This is a genomic window from Algoriphagus antarcticus (assembly GCF_002150685.1).
Taxonomy (GTDB): Bacteria; Bacteroidota; Bacteroidia; order Cytophagales; family Cyclobacteriaceae; genus Algoriphagus; species Algoriphagus antarcticus.
Map to the genome: position 1 here is coordinate 1 of NZ_MSSW01000092.1, position 21,144 is coordinate 21,144.

Sequence of the window (21,144 nt, forward strand, 5' to 3'; positions counted from 1 at the left end):
GCTTCAAAGAGATTTTAATAATGTTTTATCCTGAAAAAAACTGGTTACACATTTATAATTAATCCCTTGATGCAAAATCTTTTAGCTGATTTACCAATCCATCTCCTGAGCATGGTCGATTTTCTGTGAAAAAATCATCTGGAAATACGGGAAAAACTTATTACTGGATACTTGATCCCTATCATTAATTTTCTCCCTTGGTCAAATAATTGTTACATTTTAGAGGAATCAATTTTTAAAACATGATCATAGACGTACATACCCACATAAATAATTACCATGAAGAGCGTGTCGTATCGCTGGAAGACTGCCTGAATAAATTGACCGAAACCATGGAGGAAAATAACGTTGATTACTCTCTGGTACTCACTTCTTACAAAGTCAATGAACACAGACCAAGTACCCAAAAGGTGGTGGAAGCTATCGCAAACAGGAAAAACCTAGGAGTAGTAGCTGGCATCAGCTACCTGAATTACAATCATCATGATCTAAGTGAAATCGCAGCGTACCTAAAATCAGGCCTTATCAAAGGCTTGAAATTTTACCCTGGCTACGAGCCTTTTTATCCAAATGACATGCGAATGAAAGTCGTCTATGACATGGCCATAGAATATGATGTGCCTGTGATGTTTCATTCAGGGGATACTTATTCTCCCTCAGGAAGGGTAAAATATTCCCACCCCATCCACATCGATGATCTGGCTGTGGATTATCCTGAGTTGAAAATTGTGATCTGCCATGTAGGCAATCCTTGGATCAAAGACTGCATGGAAGTCACCTACAAAAACCAAAATGTACACGCTGATTTTTCAGGATTAGTGCTGGGGAATTTCTCGGAGAAGTTTGAGCGCTTTATGAAAACCGAATTAGAACAAATGATCACTTACGCAGGAAATCCAAAGTATCTGCTTTATGGCACAGATTGGCCTATTTCCTCCATGAAGTCTTATTTAAATTTCATGAAGAATTTGGATCTGCCCGATGACAAAAAAGAATTGATCCTCTGGCAAAATGCAGCAGAACTATTCAAAATAGATGTGAATAGTATCAAATAGGAATCGTCCCATGGGGTATTTGTTTGATAGAAAATGGAATTCATTTTTGTTCCCGCGTTCTATCGGAACGCATGGTGCATTTATATTTTATGAGACGTTCCTACAGAATGACAATTATGCGTTGCTGATTTCTGGCCACCTTCCAAACGTTACTAAGTAATGTGTTTTCATTCTGAAGCAGCAGGATAACAGGATTCTACTGAACTGAGATACTTTAAGGAAAGCAGTCAGGAGACTGCAATGCAATAAGCACAAGTCTGAAGACTTCGGCTAAAGATAGCGTTCTCTGCGAAAAACTTTGCGTCCACCGCGGTTCATAAACGTAAAAAAACCACCTGCCGATCGCTCAGCAGGTGGTTTGTTATGAAAATGAAATAGTGATTAGCGAACGACTTTCTTATAGTCTGTCACCAAATGCTCAATGAAAAACTCCATCATTCTATCTCGGTTCAGGGCTGTGTGACCACCATCGGGAGCAATCTGCACTTCTATGCTTTTACCAGCATCCTGAAAAGCATTGATCAGCATAAGTGAATTGGCTGGATGCACATTGTTATCTGCAGTACCGAAGAAAATCAATAATTCGCCTTCAAGTTGATCTGCCATATTCATCAAGCTGAATCTATTATACCCTTCTTCGTTATTGTCAAGCGTACTCATGAATCGCTCTGTGTAGATATTATCATACAATCTCCAGTCGGTCACAGAAGAATTCGCAACTGCTGCATGCACCAACTCAGGGAATCTAAGCAACATCGAAGCAGCTGTAGTTCCACCGTAAGAAGTACCGTAAACACCCACTCTATCCTTATCGAAATAAGGACGGTCATGAAGTGATTTGATGCCTTCGGCAAAATCATCCATTTCTACCAACCCAAGATTTCCGTACAACTGATCAAGCAATTTCTTGCCACGTCCTTTTACATTTCTTCCATCAATGTTCAACACCAAGAAACCATATTCAGTCAATGGATCAGGCAAGGTGAAAGTCTCTCTGAATGCGTTAGTGGCTGGACCACCGTAGTTACTTAGGATGACTGGATACTTTTTGCTCGAATCAAAATCAGATGGAAAATGAATCATTCCGTGCAATTCAGTCACACCGTCTTTGGAAGTAAAGGTGAATACCTCCACTTTTTTCAAGCCCAATTCCTCAAACTTACTCATGTCGCTTTTTGCCAGCTCTGCTACTACTTTGCCTTTGGTATTCACCAAATTAGTAAATGGTGCTACGTCATGCGTCTGCGCGACATCCACGAAGTAGTTGAAGTCTGGAGAAATCGTAACCGAGTGATTATATGCTGGATCTGTCAATCTAGTTTCTTTCGTTCCATCAAGTTGTACGCGATGAAGCTGCATCAGCATGTGATTATCACCACTGCGAGCCATGTAGTAAAGCATCTCATTTTTCACATCCACCTCTACGATAGTTGATACTTCGAAAGGATGAGTGGTAATCGCATTGACAAGTGTTCCGTCAAAATTATACAGGTAATAGTTGGTGAAACCAGATCTTTCGGAAGCCCAGATGAAGTGCTTGCCATCAGCCAGAACTTCCATCTCTGGAGAATTTTCCACGAAACTAGGAAGCCATTCTTCACGGATTACAGTTCTGCTTTTGCCAGTTTCTGGATTTGCAGCGCGAAGCTCAAGGATATTCTGTCTTCTGTTGGTACTGTGGTAAAGCAATTCTTTGCCATCAGGTGTCCAAGACAAGTCATAAATATATGTGCCCAAGTCTCCATCACTGTAGGACTTACCATCTCTGATGTCCAATTCAGTCATCTTTTTGGTAGCCAAATCATAGACCATCAGATCTACAGGTAGATTTGGCTCGCCTACTTTAGGATAAGCTTCTACCTCAAGAGAATCATACAATTCCAACTGATTTAAAAGCACATAATATTTCTTCACATCCTTCTCTACGAATCGGTAGAAAGCGATTTTGCTTCCATCAGGAGACCACCACATGGCAGTGTTTTGCCCCAATTCCTCGCCATACACCCAAGTAGCGATACCGTATTTTACCTGGTTTTCTTCGTTACCATCCGTCGTGATTGCGATTACATTGCTGCCGTCAGGATCGCTGAGGTACATGTTTCTATCCTTGGTGAAGGCTTTGTATTTTCCATCTGGAGACTCAGCCGAATCAAACTGACGACCTCGGGCAGGACGGTTCCAAGCTCTTCGCTCCGGTGTAGGAATATTTCCCACTTCTGTTACCTTTTTGGTTTTTACTGAAAAGGATTGAAGCTTACCGTTTTCGACGTATTCAAAGGATTTGCCCTCTTCAGCCCATGTTACATTTAGGCTTCCCGTTTTTATAGCAGATCTAATTTGAGGAGCTATTTTCTGGTATTGCGCGTAGCCAGGCATGCTTTTGAGCTTGTCCTGAGCCTGCGAAATAGAAATGGTAGTGGCTAATGCTGCCGCTATTGTAAGGAAGAACTTATTCTTCATATAGTATTCGGGTTAAGTTTATTCGTGTTGCGATGTTACTATTTTTAGATGGAAAAAACAGGCATAAATACACGAGTGACGCGTTTAGATGGAATTATTAGGCGCGACATAGACTGATTTTCACAATATTTCACTTTGTGATTTGAACTTCCACCCAATCTAATTCAGCATTATTTCATTTAAAACTCCTAACTAATTGGCTTTGAAAGAGGCTATAAATTGCCTGCCCCGGAAATCCTGGATATATTGGTTTAACAAAAATAATCTACCACAATAAGCCCTTTTTATGGAATACCGAAAGTTAGGAAACACAGGAATAGACTTGTCTATCCTTGGATTCGGCGCATCACCGATGGGTGATGTTTTTAATGTTTCTGACGAAAAGGACGGTTACCGAGCCGTTCATTACGCAATAGATCATGGAGTGAATTTTTTCGATGTTTCTCCATTTTATGGTCTTACCCTGGCGGAAAAGCGATTGGGAATTGCACTGGAAGGAAAGCGTGACCAAGTTATTTTAGCTACTAAATGTGGTCGATATGATTTACAGGAATTTGATTTCTCAGAAATAAGAATCTTGAAAAGTGTAGATGAATCACTTTCACGTCTCAAAACCGACTACGTTGACTTGCTTCAGCTTCACGACATCGAGTTTGTGGACAAGGATCAAATCCTCAATGAAGCCTGGCCAACACTAGTCAAACTCAAAGAATCCGGCAAAGCTAGATTCATTGGAATCACAGGTTTGCCTGTCAATTACCTAGCAGAAATCACCAGAAATATAGAAGTGGACACAGTGCTTTCTTGGGCACATTATAATCTGTTGGAAGACGAAATCAATCGTGAACTCGTGCCACTTTCGAAGGAAAAAGGCTTCGGGCTAATGAATGCCGCTCCTTTGATGCAACGCATACTTTCTGATGCTGAGTTACCAACTTGGCATCGCTCACCGCCTGAAATGAAAGCAATGCAATCAAAGCTGCTTACTCTTTGCGCCAGCTACGGAGTAAAACTCAGTGATATGGCTATTCGCTATGCACTGGATCATCCAGATATTACCACCACTATCGTAGGCATTTGCGATCTGGCCACGATTACTCAAAATGTAGGTGTGCTGGATTTCCAGATTCCTGAAGGACTCTTAGAAGAAATCGAAACCCTCGTAGCTCCTGTCAAAAACCAAATGTGGTTTGAAGGAAAGGCGGAGAATAATATATAAGCTGGGAGACCGAAGACGGAAGTAGCGTCATAGCGAATGACTTGGGCGTGATGCGATTTGTTTGTAAGTGGTAAGAAGTAAAAGGTGTCAAGTTAAAGCAGGCATGGTCAACATTTCTTTGGTCTTCCGTCTTCGGTCTCATAGTCTATCAAAGAAATTAAGTTCACTGAAATAAATTCAGGTACATACACAATACTCTTCAACAAAAACTCAAACCTAATGAAAGCACTAGTCCTAACAGATATCGGAAAAACAGAACTCCGAGAAGTTGAAAAACCAACTCCAAAAGCTGCACAAGTTCTCCTTAAAGTTGGGATGGTTGGCTTTTGCGGAGGAGATCTGAATAGCTACCGAGGCCTTTTCCCCTTACAAGAATATCCGAATATCCTCGGACATGAAGTTGGCGGAACCATAGAGGAATTAGGTGCTGACGTTCCGGACTTGGTAAAAGTCGGAATGAAAGTGACAGTTTACCCCTACTTAAATTGCGGGAAATGCATCGCTTGTCGCAAAGGAGCGCTTAATGCCTGCAAGGAAAATAAGACCATGGGCGTTCGTCGTCCTGGTGCGATGTGTAGATACATTGCTTTGCCGTGGCAGGATGTTTTTCCTTCGGAGAAATTATCCCTTCGGGAACTAGCTTTGGCTGAGCCACTTACTGTAGGTTTCCATTCTGTGAACCGCGGAAAAGTCACTGCTCAGGATCGCGTAGCGGTGATCGGTTGTGGAATTGTAGGTTTGGGAGCAGTGGCAGCCGCAGTAGAAAGAGGAGCGGAAGTGATCGCAATTGACTTGGATGATGCAAAGCTGGAGATCGCCAAGAAAATTGGAGTGAAACATACCATCAATCCAAAGAAGGTAGATCTGCATCAAACACTGCAGGAGATGACTACCAACGATGGCCCTGACGTGATCATCGAGGCCGTGGGAAGTCCGATTACTTATCGCCAAGCGGTGGAAGAAGTTGCGTTTACGGGAAGAGTAGTCTGCATTGGCTACGCAAAAGCTCCAGTGGAATTCAACACTTCTCTATTTGTGCAAAAGGAAATAGAAATTCTGGGTTCCAGAAACTGCACCACCGAATTCCCTGAAGTAATTGAATACTTGGAGCAAGGAAAATTCCCTGTAGATGAAGTGATCAGCAAAGTGGTAACCATCGACGAGTCCGAACAAGCGCTTGCAGATTGGTCGGTGGATCAGCAGGGTATAATTAAAATAATGATAGATTTTGACAAATAACGAAATGATAAAATCCTGCGTAACAATCGCCCTAGTACCTCAAATCAAAACTGGGCCTTGGATATTTTGGGAAAACCTAGAAGCTGGAATGGAGAAAGCTTCAAAGCTGGGTTTTGATGCCATAGAACTTTTCACCCCTTCGGCAGATGCGATAGAAATTCCTAGATTGAAAGAACTTTTAGCGCAGCATAAACTCGAACTCGCTGCTGTGGGCACTGGAGCAGGCAAGGTAATTCATGGCTTGACGCTTACTAATCCTGATCCAACCGTTCGACAGAAGGCAATATCCTTTATCTCAGATATGATTGACTTCGGAGCAGCTTTTGGCGCACCAGCGATTATTGGTTCTATACAGGGAAATGTACTTCCGGGAAATGATAGGGAAGAAACGATGTCATGGCTAGCTGAAGGGCTGAATCAACTTGGGAAGCATGCGGAATCAAAAGGTGTGACCTTGATCTATGAGCCACTCAATCGCTACGAAACCAACATACTCAATACGATTGAAGCTGGATCAAAATTCATGGAAACCTTAGAAACTAACTCAGTGAAGCTTTTGGCAGATTTATTCCACATGAATATAGAAGAAGGAAATTTGGAGGAAAGCATTCTGAATTGGGGTAAATACATTGGACATGTTCACTTCGCGGATAGCAACAGAAGACCGATGGGTTTCGGACATACATCTATGAGGGAAATAGCTGAAGCACTTAAAACTGTACGATATAGCGGTTATGCTTCAGCGGAAGCTTTCCCCTACCCAAATCCTGACGCAGCTGCTGAGCAGACTATTGAAGAGTTTAGGAAGTGGTTTGCATAATTTAAAATTTGAAATTTAAAATTTTTGCACCTCCATCCTTAAAGGCTGATAAATAATGGTTTGCCATTCAATGCCCTAAATATAAATCCCCCCAACCCCCTTTTACAAACATTTCAATTCCAAATGATATAAGAAATCCAAGGGGGAGTTGCGCAAATCTTGACTCTTGGTTTTATGCTCTTGACTCTAATATCTAATATATTGATACTTACGTCTTCCTACTTGATACTTTAAAAAATGAAACGTTTCGCACTTACACTTGACCTCATTGACGATGAGGAATCCATCCGAGAATACGAGCAGCATCATGCTGCAGGAGCCGCCTGGCCAGAAGTCACTCAGCATGATATAGATGCTGGAATTCTCAATATTGAGATTTTCCGAACAGGCAATCGTATGTTTATGCTTTTGGAAACTGTCGATGAATTCGACTTCGAGGCAAAAGCGAAGTTCGATGCTTCCAATCCGATAATAGCAGAATGGGAAGCTTTCATGTGGAAATATCAGCAACCAATTCCTTGGGCAAAACCTGGGGAAAAGTGGGTGCTGATGAATAGGATTTTCAAGTCAGGGGAATAATTAACAACTATTGACTACCCATTTTCAAATTTTATGCTCATTTTTCTAATCCTTAAACTTTCCTCTTTATGAAAAATAGATTCAAATCCTTTCTCATTTTCACCCTCGTTTTGGTCAGTTCTAGCCTAAGTTTTGGGCAAAACACGATGAATCCTCCAGAGGGCTATGATCATGATACCGGCACTATGGTGTCCATGCTGGAAAACCTGAGGGCAAGAATAATTTACAGTACGCAAGAACTCAATCAGGAGCAGACAGATTTTTTACTTGACGACAAGGCCAATCGGATTGGTGCGATGATCATGCACCTGGCAGCAACAGAAGTGTATTATCAAGCTTATACATTTGAAGGCAGAGGGTTTAACAAAGAGGAAAAAAAGAAATGGGAAACTGCTTTGAATCTAGGCGATGAAGCAAGAGCGGAATTTGTAGGAAAACCCATCCAGTATTACCTGGAGATCTGGTCAAAAGTTCGTCAAAACACATTAGATATGCTCAAAACCAAGGATGATAAATGGTTTGGGGAACTTGCAAAAGGTGGACAAACCGATAATCACTGGGCTTGGTTTCATGTGATGGAGCATCAGGCGAACCACATGGGACAAATCAATATGCTGAGAAGCAGATTGCCAGAGTAAGTAAAGTCTTATTTCACTGCGATTTCAAAAGTCTTCTCAAAGGCCAAACCGTCCTTAGTCAATCCCTCAACTCTCAGATTCATACGTTTTAGAGCTTGAGGGATTTTTACTTTAAATGAATAAAGTCCCCTATCGCTTTCAGCATTCGCTTCCCAAAAAAGAGTTGGTTTGATCTCCAGCAGTTTATCATCTTCAAGGCTATCTGGGAAAGGTATTTCTCGTGAAAAACCTCGAATTTTAAATTGCTGAAACTCCTCAGAATTAAAAGCGCTTTCTTTCGTTGGATCAGTTCTCTGGCCTTTTTTGGTCGTAATCATAATTACTCCGCCCACTCCAGCCATCCCAAACACCGCCGAATTAAAGGTGTAAACTTTAATCGATTCCAATTCGGCTAGGATAAAGGAACTCATCAACAAGTCAAAGTTTTCATCATCCAAAAAAGGATACTGAGCTCCATCGATTATCAGCAGGGGATTGGAAGCATTGATACCGAAATTATAATTTCCAATACTTTTCCCTCCACGCTTTAAACCTAAATACCCTGCCAAAGCCTCCCCAGATATTGTCGCCAATCTCTCTTCACCAATCTCTCTATCAGGTGTTCCATAGCCATAATTACGATCTTCCATGGTTTCAATCTTTTCATCTTCCTTCACAAATTCCTCCAGTAAAACATAGTCGCCCGAGAGGTCAAATCGTAATTCATCATTTTCTCTCACATAAGTTTGATACTGGAGTTTAGGAAATGATCCTTTGAAATCTGGCTTGGATTTATCATTTAGCTTAACCGATCCATAATGCTTTTGCTTATCATCTAAAGCTGCAATAGCTATAGTGGCCGAGTCAGTGAAATACAATCCAGTAGCACGGAAATAACCTGAAGAATCGGTTTGCACTATTCCATAATCAGCCAAGTCACCTCTGACAATCGTGATTGGATTGATAAACGGATCCCGTTTTTTATCTCGGGAGAATTGCCCTTCTAGGGTAATTCCATACTCTATTTGATGATCGCCAAGTATATGGTTTTCATAAGCTTGCTTTTCATCCAACCAATCCATTGCATTTATAATCGTCCTTTGACCAGCGATTGTGGATACCAAATCAGCATCGGTTAAGGAAACTGCAAACTGCGCTTCTGTCAATTCTTCCGTTTCGTCCAAAAAGGATAGTTGGAATTTCATTTCCTTAAATGAATCCCTGAAGAATACCGAGTCTGTCAAATTTATGGTTAGATCCCCAAAAAGATCGGGATTAGTTATTGCGCCAGCTTGAATATTTTCTTCCTTTTTCAAGAGTGGAAGAGCCCGTAGAAATACATCCTGTTCTGGATAATTTCGCATCCATTCGGTATACGTCCGAAGAAAGTAATCACCTGATTCTAGGTCTTGTGGAATAATGAAAGCACCAGAGATCTTACCTTCTCTGACAGGAAAAGCTTCTGATTGGATTAATTCTGCATCTTCATTCATCAAGTCCAGATAGACCACTCTGCTCAGCGTATCAGACATGATTTTATTTTGATACTGCATAAGACCGCCTAGCCAAACTGTCTCGCCAGGATAGTAGTAAGGTTTGTTTGTGCTTAAATAAGGCTTTTCCCGAAGGTTATTCCATCGGGCAAATCGTAACTGACTGCTGTCAACCTCAGCTAGATACTTATCAAAATTTTCAGAAGGGACATAGTCATGGGGCAAAAACCTCCCCATACGTTGCCTCCCCATGTAGCCAGACAAAACTACCTGTGAAGGTACCACAGGAACCCCACTGCGATCAATATCGAAATAACCTAAAGGCGCAGAAATCCAGCTAACAGGATGATAGACATCAGAATAATAATTATTCCTCCATGATTTACCCCGGAAATGTATTTCCGTATCATAAGGCCAAATTATTCTGTAGTTACCATTTTTAAGAGGAATACGCCGGATAGAATCTGCATAGACATGCTTTATGGATTTATCACGTTCTTCAGTATATAGATTCGTTCTTGTGCGAAGTAAATCAGTAGGCAGCATTTGAAAAATCTCGAAATCTTCTTCATCTACCCTCGCCAATAAAACTGATTTCAATAAATGCCGGATGGATCCTATATAGCTGGTCTCTTTATTGGCATGTAGTGTTTCCACTTCTGTAGAATCACTTACTTCTTGTGGGTCAAAAAAAACAAAACCCACATAGCTTGAGCGGTTGTTATAAAAACGATAATCCTTCAAATAGTAAGTCACGTCATAGCCTAATGCATCATTCACAATTTGTAGTGGCTCCTGAGCGGTGGCATGAACGTAGTTGGGCCCGTTTTCTTTTACCGTTTCAAAATCCAAAACCCAGGGATTTTTTATATCAAGCTGGGAAGCAAATGGATCATCAGGAATAGCCAAAAAGACTTCCCTGAATCGACGTAAGTCCCGCTCCCACTTCTTATCCCGGCGTGATTTCAATTCCACCTCAGAGAGCATAGCCTCCAAGGGCTCCAGCTTAAAATCTACCTTGGTAGCGCCAGAAAGATTCAATGTCTTGGTAGCCGTTATATACCCAACAAAGGAAGCTACCAACTCAACATTTCGGGGAAGATTTCCAGAGATATAATACTTCCCATTCTCATCCGTCGTACTTCCTATGGTGGTGTTATTGATAAAGACATTGGCGAAGGGCATCGCTTCACCTGTCTTGGCATTCTTTACGATTCCAGAAATGGTCTGTGCACTTATTGAAAAATTGATAAAACACAACGCCAGCAAAAAGCATAGTAATCTAGCTTGGTATGTAGTCATCATGAAAAGATTGCGTTTGGTTACTAAGATAGAAGTTTTGGCGAAAATTTTACTTAAGGATTTTACTCATTTTGATAGAAAGCTAATTCTAAAGAGTAGACTAGCAGACTTATTTTAATCTATTACCAACTTTCTCCTAATCGCAAGTCTAAAAATTATTAATGACTAATGTTCAAGTCAAATCTTTATGAGTTCGTTCCATAGGAACGATTGGTTGGTAGCAAGAAAATTCAATTGTGTCTGGTCGTTCCAGCGGAACGTTTGGTTAATAAATCGTCACCAAACGTTCCTTTGGAACGTGAAAATAATCTAGTATATGATTAAGCTACCGACCATTCGTCCCGAAGGGACAAATATTGCAATACCGAACTTTAGGAACCTCCTGACTTCATCATTGAGAATCCCTACTGACAATATCAGTAAAAAATATCTAGCTAATGTAATCAGTCCTTCTTCTGGAGAAGCAAAACAACACGTCATTGCGCACTCTGCGAAACACTCCGCGAACTTTGCGGTAAAAACAAAAAAAAACCACCCTTTTTGGGAGTGGTTTTAAGTTTTAGTATCCAAGAGTTTTTAACATATTCTCTTCTGTCTGATCATCAGCAAAGAGTCGGTGGGTGACATTTCCGTCTTCATCTCGATCGATCAAGATATGCTTCGGCGCGGGAATCAGGCAATGCTGAATTCCCCCATATCCGCCAAGCGATTCTTGATAAGCTCCCGTATGGAAAAAGCCCAAATATTGCACCTTTTTATCTTCCGGTTTTGGCAAGTAAATATTGTACTGGTGCGCTTCGGAATTATAGTAGTCCATACTATCACATGTCAATCCACCGAGGTTAATGTTTTGATATCCCTGATCCCAATTGTTTACAGCAAGCATGATGTATTTCTGGTTGAGACCCCAGCTGTCAGGTAATTGAGTAATGAATGATCCATCGATCATATACCAGAGTTCCTTGTCATTTTGGAGCTTTTCTTCCAATACAGAATAAAGCACCGCTCCACTCTCTCCTACCGTATAGCTACCAAATTCTGTAAATATATTTGGCTCGTCCGTATTGTTTTTGCCACACATCCATTTGATGTTTTTCACAATTTGGTCCGCCATGTATTGATAGTCATAGTCGAAAAAGACATTGGTCTTTATCGGCCAACCACCACCAATATCCATGGTATCCAGCGCTGGTGCTACCTTTTTCAAATCCACATATTTCTGGATAAATCGAGTCAATTCCGACCAGTAATACGCTGTATCTCTGATCCCGGAATTGATAAAGAAATGCAGCATTTTCAGGCTGACATTAGGATTATCCTTTATTTTATCTTCGTAAAGCTGGATGATATCATTGTATCTCACGCCTAGTCTAGAAGTATAAAATCCAAACTTAGGCTCTTCATCTGCGGCGATCCTGATACCAACTTGGAACGGCACTTTCACATGCTCCAAGTAATAATCGATCTCAGTCAAATTATCCAAAATCGGCACACAGTTCACAAAACCCTCATTTAGCAACTCAGTAATGTATTGCTTATAAAGCTTTCGCTTGAAACCATTGCAGACGATGAATGTATTTTTGTTGATTTTGCCCTTTGCATAAAGACTTCGTACCAAAGGGATATCAAAAGTCGAGGAAGTCTCAATATGGATGTCATTTTTCAGCGCTTCATTGAGCACAAAGCTGAAGTGCGATGACTTGGTACAATAGCAATAAGTATAGTTTCCCTTATAGTCATGCTGCTCAATCGCATTCTTAAAATACGTCTTGGCATTCTGAATACTCTCAGAGATTTTTGGCAAATAAGAAAGCTTAAGTGGTGTTCCATAGGTCTCTATGATCTCCATCATATTCACTCCATTGAAATGCAGCTCATTGTTTTCTACCATAAATTCCTTGGTCGGAAAATCAAATGTCTGTTCAATTAAATCTTTGTACGTATTCATTAGCAATACTAATTGGTGTTAAAGCCCTGCAAAAATTGCTTTTTCTCAGGTGAATTCAAATGAAAAAGGGACAAATCCCTGAGGACTGTCCCTAATATTAGAAAAACGTAATGATTTCTTAATTTTCTATAGATCCCATCATCGCGTTCTGAAGCAAGAATTGCTCAGAAATGAAGTGATTCCTGTTTATGATAATTTCCTTCAGCGCTTTTTTGAATTTCACTTCATTTTGTAAAAGCAAAATCAATTGAGAAAAGAAGAGTGATACCTCTGACTGGCTTGATACTGGATAATAAAAATATGCTGCCTTTTCAGAAGAAGAAAATCTCAGATTCAAACTCTTTGGTTTGCCTGATTCACTTAGTCCCTTGAAAAGCGGAAAAAGAAATTCAAAACTATCTCCAAACTTGCACATTCCCTGCATGACCAAATCAGACTTCTGATTGAAAATCTTAACGATCTCCTGTTGATTAACGGAAACTTTGGAGAAGCCATTGGCTAAACCAATTACCTGATCTACTGATTCGGGTTTTGTTTGTGGTAACGCGCTCATTTTTGTGACTTTTTGTATTTAATAACGCTTCAAATGTAACAGAGTTTTTTATTTTATCCTACTTTCCCTATAATTTTTGTAGGGTTATTTAATATAGAGAATTTACCAATTGAGTAACAAACTGGTTTTTAGTATTTTAATTTGTGATTATACGGGCTCTTGCCAGTAGAAAATTTATAGGATAAAAAATTCACAGATACCTTGAATACTGGTTTACTCCGGTCTTCCAACCCATTGACCAAAGAAAATTCGCTTACTGGCAGAAAAGCGTTCATACATATTATAATTTTATGTTTTGAAGTTTACCCAGAGCCTTCATCAAGTCCGGATCATCCTTTGCGAAGCAAAACCTAAGAATCTTATGATCTTTTTTGTCAGAGAAAAAAACTGAAATAGGAATACTTGCCACTCCTATTTCTTTGGTCAAACGGACAGCAAGATCATAATCTGATTCTTGGGAAAGGTGTGCATAAGACACCATTTGAAAGAAGCTTCCTTGGGCTGGAGTAAATTTGAAAGGAGTGTTTTTCAGCCCATCACAGAATAAATCTCTTTTCTTTTGGTAAAAATCTGGAAGCGTCAAATATCGAAAAGGCTCTGATAAGTAATCTGCTAAAGCATATTGCAAAGGAGTAGCCGTGCTAAAAGTTAAAAACTGGTGAATCTTTCTAAATTCTTCTGTGAGTTTGAGAGGAGCCAAGCAATACCCAATTTTCCAACCAGTCACATGAAAAGTCTTGCCGAAAGACCCACACACAAAAGTTCTTTCCCTTAGGATAGGATGAGTCAATAAGGATAGGTGTTCTCGCCCATCAAAAGTGATATGCTCATATACTTCATCACTGACAATCAATATATCTCTATCCTGAATCAACTCAGCCAACGTATCAAGATCTTCCTGTGTCCACACATACCCGCTAGGATTATGTGGAGTATTGATCATTATCAACCGAGTTTTATCAGAAATGGAAGATTTAACGTTTTCCCAATTCACTGAAAAATCAGGTAATTCAAGCGGTACAAAAACTGGCACACCTCCATTTAACTCAATCGCTGGCGCATAGCAATCATAAGCTGGATCAAAAAGAATGACTTCATCACCTTGCTTTACCACTGCCGTCACAGCAGCATAAATAGCCTCAGTTGCTCCAGAAACGACCGTTACTTCTGTTTCTGAATTCAAGTCAACACCATAAACTAACTTAGTTTTCACCGCAATCTGTTCCCGCAAAATTGGAACACCACTCATCGGTGCATATTGATTGAGTCCTGCTTTCATATGCTTCGTGACTAGATCTACCAATACAGGATCGCAGTCAAAACCGGGGAATCCCTGAGAGAGGTTTATTGCGCCACAATCACTTGCGAGCTTGGACATTGTTGTGAAAATCGTCGTCCCTACCTGGGGAAGTTTGGATGAAATAGACATATTCCAAAACTATTGATTTTGAGACAAATCCCCCTGCCATCCTTTAAAAAACTGGAATTGGGGTAGTTGAACCTCATCAATTAATCTCAAAAACATAAATGAGAATATTGTGCCCTCTGCGTAAGACTCTGTGCCCACTGTGGTTAAAATGCACATATCATTCTCCATTTGAACATCGTCAATTGAATTTTCAAGCGCTTTCTAGGCATTTTTGACTAGTTTTGCGACGCTTTATAAAACCCGATATAACTTTAAACTCGACCCAAGAATGCGTGATATAATATTAGTGGAAGTACGATCTGAAATTGCCGCGGGAACCCGTGGAGCAAGTATGGGGATTGATGCTCTGAAGATTGCGAGTTTGGACAAGAAATCTGATTTCTTCACTCAGTTTGATCCTATCAACGTACCCGATGCCAATAATTACCTGTGGAAAGGCAATAATTTTCCTCATGCCAACTACATTGATGGAGTTTATCAAGTATTGAAAAACGTCTATTCCACGATCGAATCCTTAAGGATGGAGAAGAAATTCCCAATCGTTTTGGCTGGAGACCACAGCACAGCTGCGGGAACAATTATGGGAATAAAGGCAGCTGATCCTGAGAAGCGTTTGGGCGTGATTTGGATAGATGCACACGCGGATTTGCATACGCCTTTTACCACGCCTTCAGGAAATATGCATGGAATGCCCTTGGCGATGGTTTCTCATCTTGACAACTTGGATTGTAAAGTGAATGAGCCATCCGAGGAGACTTTGGCAATCTGGAAAAAGATAAAATCCATCGGTGGCGATTTCCCTAAAATCCACCCAAGTGATATTGTATTTATCACAGTAAGAGATACGGAAGCGCCTGAGGATCATTTGATCAAAAATTACGGAATCAAAAACTTCAGCACCCAGGAAGTTCGAACCAAAGGAATAGACCAGATCGCGGTAGAAACGCTAGAAGTACTCAAAGCATGCGATCAAATCTACATTTCCTTCGATGTAGATAGCCTTGACAGCTCTATTTCGGTGGGTACTGGCACTCCTGTAGCTGATGGACTTACGGTGAAGGAAGCGATAGAACTAAACGTAAAACTAATTCAAGATAAGCGCGTCTGTTGCTGGGAAATTGTGGAAGTGAATCCCACGCTTGACTCAGAGAATTTGATGGCCGAAAATGCTTTCGAAGTCCTCGAAGCAACTACGAAAAGTCTGGTGGATAATTTTTAATGATTTCAACCGCAGTGGTCACAGAGGTTAACGCAGAGATAAAAGAGAAAAAATAGTTATGATTGAAGATGATCTCATTCTTGAAAATGAACTTGCTACCAAGGTCATAGGCATCGCAATAGATGTACATAGCCAGCTCGGCCCAGGACTTTTAGAGAATGCATATAAGCAGGTTTTGGCCTATAAGCTCCAGAAGGCTGGTATTTTTGTTGAGGTAGAAAAAAAAATGCCTCTTTTAATTGATGGTATAAGTATAGAGGTAGGTTACAGTATTGATATTTTAGTGGAAAGAAAACTAGTTTTGGAATTAAAATCGGTTGAAATACTAAACGATGTTCATTTTGCTTAAACCCTCAACTATGTCAAAATCGGGAAATTTAAATTAGGTCTGCTAATTAACTTTAATGTTTCTCTGCTTAAATATGGAATTCAAAGAGTTGGCAATACGAAACCCAAAATATAATCGAATATCATAATGTAATCTAGTGCGCCCTCTGCGAAACCTCTGCGCTCACTGCGGTTAAAATTTAATATGGACATACAAGAAACAATCAACCGAAGCATTCAGCTTGCCTTTCAGAATATCTTCAACCACGACTTGCCGCTGGATCAGATCAGCCTCGCTCCTACGCGAAAGGAATTTGATGGCACCTACACCTTCGTGGTATTTCCGTATCTGAAAGTTTCCAAAGCAACTCCGGAGGCTACGGCTACTCTAATTGGTGAATATCTGAAGGAAAACGTGGCTGAAGTAGCAGGTTTCAATGTAGTGAAGGGATTCCTCAATCTGGAACTGGACAACATGATCTGGGTAGATGTTTTTCAAAAGCTTTTTGCAAATGAAAATATCGGACAGCTGCCTGCCAATGGTCAAAAAGTGATGGTGGAGTATTCATCTCCAAATACTAACAAACCGCTGCATCTGGGCCATTTAAGAAATAACTTTCTAGGCTTTTCTGTAGCGAATATCCTAGAAGCAAATGGCTACGAAGTAATCAAGGCGAATCTGGTTAATGACCGAGGGATTCACATTTGTAAGTCAATGGTGGCTTATCAGCACTTTGGCAACGGAGAAACTCCTGAGTCTTCTGGGCTCAAAGGAGATCACTTGGCAGGAAAATACTATGTGATTTTTGATCAGGAATATAAAAAGCAAATCGCTGAACTCAAGGAAAAAGGACAGTCTGAGGATGAGGCGAAAAAGAATGCTCCGCTCCTGCTTGAAGCTCAGGATATGCTTCGCAAATGGGAAGCAAATGACCAAGAAGTAGTTTCGCTTTGGAAGTTAATGAACAGCTGGGTTTATGCTGGGTTTGAGAAGACCTACGAGCGCATGGGAGTTAGCTTTGACAAGTACTATTACGAGTCCAACACCTATCTATTAGGTAAAGACATCGTAACCGAGGGCTTGGAAAAAGGAGTATTTTTCAAGAAAGATAATGGCTCTGTTTGGGTGGATTTGACTGATGAAGGACTGGATGAAAAGTTGGTTCTACGCGGCGACGGCACATCTGTATATATCACACAAGATTTGGGAACTGCAGATTTGAAGTACGATGATTTCGGCATCAGTAAATCAGTATATGTAGTTGGCAACGAGCAAGATTATCACTTTGATGTCTTGTTTAAGATCATGAGAAAACTTGGCCGTCCATACGGAGAGGGACTTCACCATTTGTCTTATGGGATGGTGGATCTTCCCACTGGCAAAATGAAATCCCGAGAAGGCACAGTGGTAGACGCAGACGAACTGATGCAAGAGATGGTAGATACCGCCGCTCAACACACAAAAGAGCTTGGTAAAATTGATGGTTTCAACGAAGCTCAAGCAACTGAACTCTATGAGACGCTTGGGATGGGAGCTTTGAAATACTTCCTCTTGAAAGTTGATCCAAAGAAACGCATGCTTTTCAATCCTCAGGAATCTATAGAATTTCAGGGAAATACGGGGCCTTTTATTCAGTATTCACATGCTAGAATTGCTTCAATATTAAGAAAGGCAGAACAAATTGGTGTCGAATTTAAACAACCTAACTTCTCTACAGTTTCTAAAATTGAGGAATCAGAATCAAGTCTGATTTACTTGCTCAATGATTTTGACAAGAAAATCTCCCAAGCTGGATTGGATTATTCCCCTGCTATTTTAGCACAATACCTTTTCGATTTAGCGAAAGAATACAATAGATTCTACGCAGATCTTCCTATATTTCTGGAAAGTGATCCAGCAATCCTTTCATTCCGCGTAGCACTATCGGCTCATACTGCTAAAACCCTGAAAAAAGGAATGCAACTACTTGGAATCACTGTACCTGAACGAATGTAATTATGAAAAATTTACTATTTATCGGAAGTTTACTTTTGCTCGTGAGTGCTTACTCTATCAGCAAAACCCACAAGAATAAAACTGAATCCCTAACTGAAAACACTGTGGCAAAATCATTTTACGATTTCAAAATGAAAGACCTGAATGGAAAAGAAGTTGACTTCAGTTCCTTCAAAGGCAAAAAAATCATGGTGGTCAATGTCGCTTCCAAATGCGGCTACACACCACAATACGAAGCTCTGCAGAAACTTTATGAAGAGCACAGTGACAAAATTGTAATTCTCGGTTTTCCAGCCAACAATTTCGGTGGTCAAGAGCCTGGCTCGAATGAAGACATTCAGTCATTTTGCTCTGAAAACTATGGCGTGACTTTCCCTATGTTTGAGAAAATATCTGTCAAGGGATTTGATAAGGATCCACTTTACAGATGGCTCTCAGATTCAGAATTGAATGGATGGAACAATGAAGAGCCCAGCTGGAATTTCTGCAAATACATCCTAAACGAAGAAGGAGAACTCATCAAATTTTTTCCTTCTAAAGTTGCTCCACTAGATGAGGAAATCATTGACATTATCAACGCTTAATCAGAACATTTCCGACTGAGTGAAACAAACTATACAATCAAAAAAAGAAGCCTGGCTGCATGCGGTCAGGCTTCGGACTTTACCCCTTGCGCTGGCAAGTATTTTTGCAGGATCTTTTTTGGCAGCTTACAAATCCGTTTTTCGTTGGGAAATCCTTCTTTTTGCGTCGCTTACTACCATCTTTCTACAGATCCTTTCTAATCTTTCCAATGACTATGGTGACACCATTCATGGTGCTGACCATCAGGATCGCCAAGGACCAGTGAGAGCAGTTCAGTCTGGTTTGATTTCCCTACCAGAAATGAAAAAGGCTATGTATCTATTTGCTGCATTTGCGTTGGTTTCTGGCTTGATTCTACTTTATCTATCAGTGCAGGATTGGGTTCTTTTCGGGATATTTTTGGTATTGGGACTGGCGGCGATCTGGGCTTCTATTTCCTATACTTCCGGCAATACGCCTTACGGTTACTCAGGTTTGGGTGATATTTCCGTGTTTATCTTTTTTGGACTTTTGGGTGTTTATGGCACTTATTTCCTACACAGCCTTGCTTGGGACAATTCAGTTATTTGGATTGGAATTGCTTTAGGCCTATTCAGCGCAGCTGTGCTGAACATCAATAATATCCGAGATATAGAATCTGACACAACTGCAGGTAAAAAATCCATCCCCGTAAGAATTGGAAAGATCGCAGCTATTCGATACAACTGGTTCTTAATTATGGGAGGAAATTATTGCTTAATCCTTTTCGCTTTTATCACCAAAGAATGGACTTCTCTCTTAGCACTCGCTGTTTTCCCTCAGATGATCAAAATTGGAATTAATGTCCAAAGAGGCAAAGATTCAAAAACAATCGATCCTAACTTGAAAAAAATGGCAATCAGTACCTTGGTCTGGGTTATTCTATTTGGAATAGGTTTAGTTTTTTTAGGAAAAAGCCAATAAAAGTCCTTTTGTAATGCGTTTTTTTGGGCTAATTTGGCATATACCAATTACCAAATCAGTCATGACAAAAGTCCTTGTGCCTTTCGATTTTTCAGAGCAAGCACAAAACGCTCTGGACTTCACTACTTTGCTATCAGACAAGTTTGAAAACGTTGAGATTATAGTTTTACACGTCATTGAAGTACCTAGCTCATCTGGGATGGGAACTATGGGAGGAGGCGAGTTAATGCCCCAAATGGAAAACCAAATCTTTTTCATTGAACTTTTAGATCGCCGCAAGCGACAATTCAAGGAATTGGAAAGTAAGTACGCGGGAAATAGTTTTGCTTTAAGCACCAAAATAGTAATAGGGAATGCTTTTCAAAATATTTCTTCCTTCATCATAGATGAAGATCCTGATCTCGTAGTGATGGGTTCTACAGGTTCTGACGGTATTGAGGAAGTATTAATTGGAAGTAATACCGAAAAAGTAGTTCGGACTTCTCACTGCCCGGTAGTCACTGTAAAGGCATCGACCAATCCTGAAAAAATTAAAAAAATAGTATTTGCCAATGATTTCCGGGAAGGCCAAGACGAATTAGCCGATCGGATCAAAAACCTGCAGAAATGGTTTGATGCTGATCTATATCTTGTGATCATCAATACTCCAGGCAGCTTTGAAACCACTCGGGAATCGGCAGCTAGAATAAAACTTTTTGCAAATACCTACCAAATCGATCATGCAGTAGCCGAGATTTACAATTCAAATTCTGAGGAAGCTGGAATAGTGGAATTTGCTGAAGATATAGATGCCGACCTCATAGCAATGGCTACACATGGCAGGACCGGGCTGATACACTTATTTACAGGAAGTATCGCAGAAGATGTAGTAAACCATACAAAACGTCCTGTTTGGACATTTAAGATAAAATAATTCACCTGATAAATTAGAATTACCTATTCTTCGGAGTAGGTATTTTCATTTGATATGGCAAAGAAAAATAACGATTGGAAAAAACGCGATGGTGTGGTGTATTCCACAAGCAACGATTTTGAATTCCAAACTGGAGAGGAGCAAAACGAGGAAACACCAGCAACCAATCAGCAAAACTTGAAAGTATTGTTGGATAAAAAAGCCCGTGCTGGCAAAAAAGTGACGCTGATAGAAGGTTTTGTAGGAAGCGAGGATGACCTGAAAGAACTAGGGAAAATGCTTAAGAATAAATGTGGAGTCGGTGGATCTGCCAAAGATAGCGAAATCCTAATCCAAGGCGATCATCGGGACAAAGTAGTGCAGGTACTCCAGGCAGCAGGATATAAGGCGAAAAAATCCGGAGGATGAGAGTCAAGATTTGAAAATCGGTAAGTAGCCAGGTTTGTAA

Annotated in this window: 17 protein-coding genes and 1 pseudogene; 13 read left to right on the forward strand and 5 right to left on the reverse strand. The window is 40.4% G+C overall.

What is annotated here, in order from left to right:
• Nucleotides 1-242 precede the first annotated feature (242 nt).
• Nucleotides 243-1,055 carry an amidohydrolase family protein gene (locus BVH04_RS22895; RefSeq protein ID WP_086543794.1) on the forward strand — a complete coding sequence of 271 codons (813 nt, stop codon included), beginning with the start codon at nt 243-245 and terminating at the stop codon, nt 1,053-1,055.
• 381 nt (nt 1,056-1,436) lie between these two features.
• On the opposite strand, the gene BVH04_RS22900 is transcribed toward BVH04_RS22895, so the two are convergent.
• A complete protein-coding gene (locus BVH04_RS22900) occupies nt 1,437-3,515 on the reverse strand; it encodes a S9 family peptidase (protein ID WP_086543795.1) in 2,079 nt (692 codons plus the stop codon).
• A 286-nt stretch (nt 3,516-3,801) separates the two neighbouring features.
• Between BVH04_RS22900 and BVH04_RS22905 the strand changes: the two genes are divergently transcribed.
• From BVH04_RS22905 to BVH04_RS22925, 5 genes are all read left to right on the forward strand, one after another.
• Nucleotides 3,802-4,734, forward strand: coding sequence for an aldo/keto reductase (locus BVH04_RS22905; protein ID WP_086543796.1), 933 nt, complete (start codon nt 3,802-3,804; stop codon nt 4,732-4,734).
• A gap of 219 nt (nt 4,735-4,953) precedes the next feature.
• Complete coding sequence (locus BVH04_RS22910) at nt 4,954-5,973, forward strand: zinc-binding alcohol dehydrogenase family protein (protein WP_086543797.1); 1,020 nt, start codon at nt 4,954-4,956, stop codon at nt 5,971-5,973.
• A gap of 4 nt (nt 5,974-5,977) precedes the next feature.
• On the forward strand, nt 5,978-6,793 hold the full coding sequence (locus BVH04_RS22915) for a sugar phosphate isomerase/epimerase family protein (protein WP_086543798.1): 816 nt from the start codon (nt 5,978-5,980) through the stop codon (nt 6,791-6,793).
• Nucleotides 6,794-7,030: 237 nt separating this feature from the next.
• Complete coding sequence (locus BVH04_RS22920) at nt 7,031-7,372, forward strand: L-rhamnose mutarotase (RefSeq protein ID WP_086543799.1); 342 nt, start codon at nt 7,031-7,033, stop codon at nt 7,370-7,372.
• Nucleotides 7,373-7,440: 68 nt separating this feature from the next.
• Nucleotides 7,441-8,010: a mycothiol transferase gene (locus BVH04_RS22925; protein WP_086543800.1), complete on the forward strand. Its 570-nt coding sequence runs from the start codon at nt 7,441-7,443 to the stop codon at nt 8,008-8,010.
• 8 nt (nt 8,011-8,018) lie between these two features.
• Here BVH04_RS22925 and BVH04_RS22930 read toward each other — a convergent pair whose 3' ends face one another.
• The 4 genes from BVH04_RS22930 to BVH04_RS22950 all read right to left on the reverse strand — a co-directional run bounded on the left by BVH04_RS22930 (nt 8,019) and on the right by BVH04_RS22950 (nt 14,714).
• Nucleotides 8,019-10,787 carry a carboxypeptidase-like regulatory domain-containing protein gene (locus BVH04_RS22930; RefSeq protein ID WP_086543801.1) on the reverse strand — a complete coding sequence of 923 codons (2,769 nt, stop codon included), beginning with the start codon at nt 10,785-10,787 and terminating at the stop codon, nt 8,019-8,021.
• Nucleotides 10,788-11,343: 556 nt separating this feature from the next.
• Nucleotides 11,344-12,732 carry an arginine decarboxylase gene (locus BVH04_RS22940; protein ID WP_086543803.1) on the reverse strand — a complete coding sequence of 463 codons (1,389 nt, stop codon included), beginning with the start codon at nt 12,730-12,732 and terminating at the stop codon, nt 11,344-11,346.
• Between the two features lie 118 nt (nt 12,733-12,850).
• Entirely contained in the window at nt 12,851-13,285 is a 435-nt protein-coding gene (locus BVH04_RS22945; protein ID WP_086543804.1) for a hypothetical protein, read from the reverse strand.
• A gap of 280 nt (nt 13,286-13,565) precedes the next feature.
• Nucleotides 13,566-14,714 carry a methionine aminotransferase gene (locus BVH04_RS22950; protein ID WP_086543805.1) on the reverse strand — a complete coding sequence of 383 codons (1,149 nt, stop codon included), beginning with the start codon at nt 14,712-14,714 and terminating at the stop codon, nt 13,566-13,568.
• A 268-nt stretch (nt 14,715-14,982) separates the two neighbouring features.
• Here BVH04_RS22950 and BVH04_RS22955 point away from each other — a divergent pair, with 268 nt between their 5' ends.
• From BVH04_RS22955 to BVH04_RS22985, 7 genes and pseudogenes are all read left to right on the forward strand, one after another.
• On the forward strand, nt 14,983-15,933 hold the full coding sequence (locus tag BVH04_RS22955) for an arginase (protein ID WP_086543806.1): 951 nt from the start codon (nt 14,983-14,985) through the stop codon (nt 15,931-15,933).
• A 58-nt stretch (nt 15,934-15,991) separates the two neighbouring features.
• Nucleotides 15,992-16,396, forward strand: a pseudogene (locus tag BVH04_RS22960) (GxxExxY protein).
• Nucleotides 16,397-16,465: 69 nt separating this feature from the next.
• On the forward strand, nt 16,466-18,256 hold the full coding sequence (gene argS / locus BVH04_RS22965; RefSeq protein ID WP_086543807.1) for an arginine--tRNA ligase: 1,791 nt from the start codon (nt 16,466-16,468) through the stop codon (nt 18,254-18,256).
• A 2-nt stretch (nt 18,257-18,258) separates the two neighbouring features.
• Nucleotides 18,259-18,840, forward strand: coding sequence for a glutathione peroxidase (locus BVH04_RS22970; protein WP_086543808.1), 582 nt, complete (start codon nt 18,259-18,261; stop codon nt 18,838-18,840).
• A gap of 19 nt (nt 18,841-18,859) precedes the next feature.
• Complete coding sequence (gene menA / locus BVH04_RS22975) at nt 18,860-19,783, forward strand: 1,4-dihydroxy-2-naphthoate octaprenyltransferase (RefSeq protein ID WP_086543809.1); 924 nt, start codon at nt 18,860-18,862, stop codon at nt 19,781-19,783.
• 61 nt (nt 19,784-19,844) lie between these two features.
• Nucleotides 19,845-20,696 (forward strand): universal stress protein, encoded by an 852-nt coding sequence (locus BVH04_RS22980; protein WP_086543810.1) that lies wholly within the window; start codon nt 19,845-19,847, stop codon nt 20,694-20,696.
• Nucleotides 20,697-20,750: 54 nt separating this feature from the next.
• Nucleotides 20,751-21,104, forward strand: a complete 354-nt coding sequence (locus BVH04_RS22985; protein WP_086543811.1) for a translation initiation factor — start codon at nt 20,751-20,753, stop codon at nt 21,102-21,104.
• The last annotated feature ends 40 nt before the right edge of the window (nt 21,105-21,144 follow it).

Coding starts and splice junctions, on each gene's coding strand:
- BVH04_RS22945 (WP_086543804.1), bottom strand. CDS start 13,285: ATGAGCGCGTTACCACAAACAAAACCCGAATCAGTAGATCAGGTAATT.
- BVH04_RS22970 (WP_086543808.1), top strand. CDS start 18,259: ATGAAAAATTTACTATTTATCGGAAGTTTACTTTTGCTCGTGAGTGCT.
- BVH04_RS22905 (WP_086543796.1), top strand. CDS start 3,802: ATGGAATACCGAAAGTTAGGAAACACAGGAATAGACTTGTCTATCCTT.
- BVH04_RS22940 (WP_086543803.1), bottom strand. CDS start 12,732: ATGAATACGTACAAAGATTTAATTGAACAGACATTTGATTTTCCGACC.
- BVH04_RS22950 (WP_086543805.1), bottom strand. CDS start 14,714: ATGTCTATTTCATCCAAACTTCCCCAGGTAGGGACGACGATTTTCACA.
- BVH04_RS22895 (WP_086543794.1), top strand. CDS start 243: ATGATCATAGACGTACATACCCACATAAATAATTACCATGAAGAGCGT.
- BVH04_RS22925 (WP_086543800.1), top strand. CDS start 7,441: ATGAAAAATAGATTCAAATCCTTTCTCATTTTCACCCTCGTTTTGGTC.
- BVH04_RS22920 (WP_086543799.1), top strand. CDS start 7,031: ATGAAACGTTTCGCACTTACACTTGACCTCATTGACGATGAGGAATCC.
- BVH04_RS22930 (WP_086543801.1), bottom strand. CDS start 10,787: ATGATGACTACATACCAAGCTAGATTACTATGCTTTTTGCTGGCGTTG.
- BVH04_RS22955 (WP_086543806.1), top strand. CDS start 14,983: ATGCGTGATATAATATTAGTGGAAGTACGATCTGAAATTGCCGCGGGA.
- BVH04_RS22915 (WP_086543798.1), top strand. CDS start 5,978: ATGATAAAATCCTGCGTAACAATCGCCCTAGTACCTCAAATCAAAACT.
- BVH04_RS22910 (WP_086543797.1), top strand. CDS start 4,954: ATGAAAGCACTAGTCCTAACAGATATCGGAAAAACAGAACTCCGAGAA.
- BVH04_RS22980 (WP_086543810.1), top strand. CDS start 19,845: ATGACAAAAGTCCTTGTGCCTTTCGATTTTTCAGAGCAAGCACAAAAC.
- BVH04_RS22900 (WP_086543795.1), bottom strand. CDS start 3,515: ATGAAGAATAAGTTCTTCCTTACAATAGCGGCAGCATTAGCCACTACC.
- argS (WP_086543807.1), top strand. CDS start 16,466: ATGGACATACAAGAAACAATCAACCGAAGCATTCAGCTTGCCTTTCAG.
- BVH04_RS22985 (WP_086543811.1), top strand. CDS start 20,751: ATGGCAAAGAAAAATAACGATTGGAAAAAACGCGATGGTGTGGTGTAT.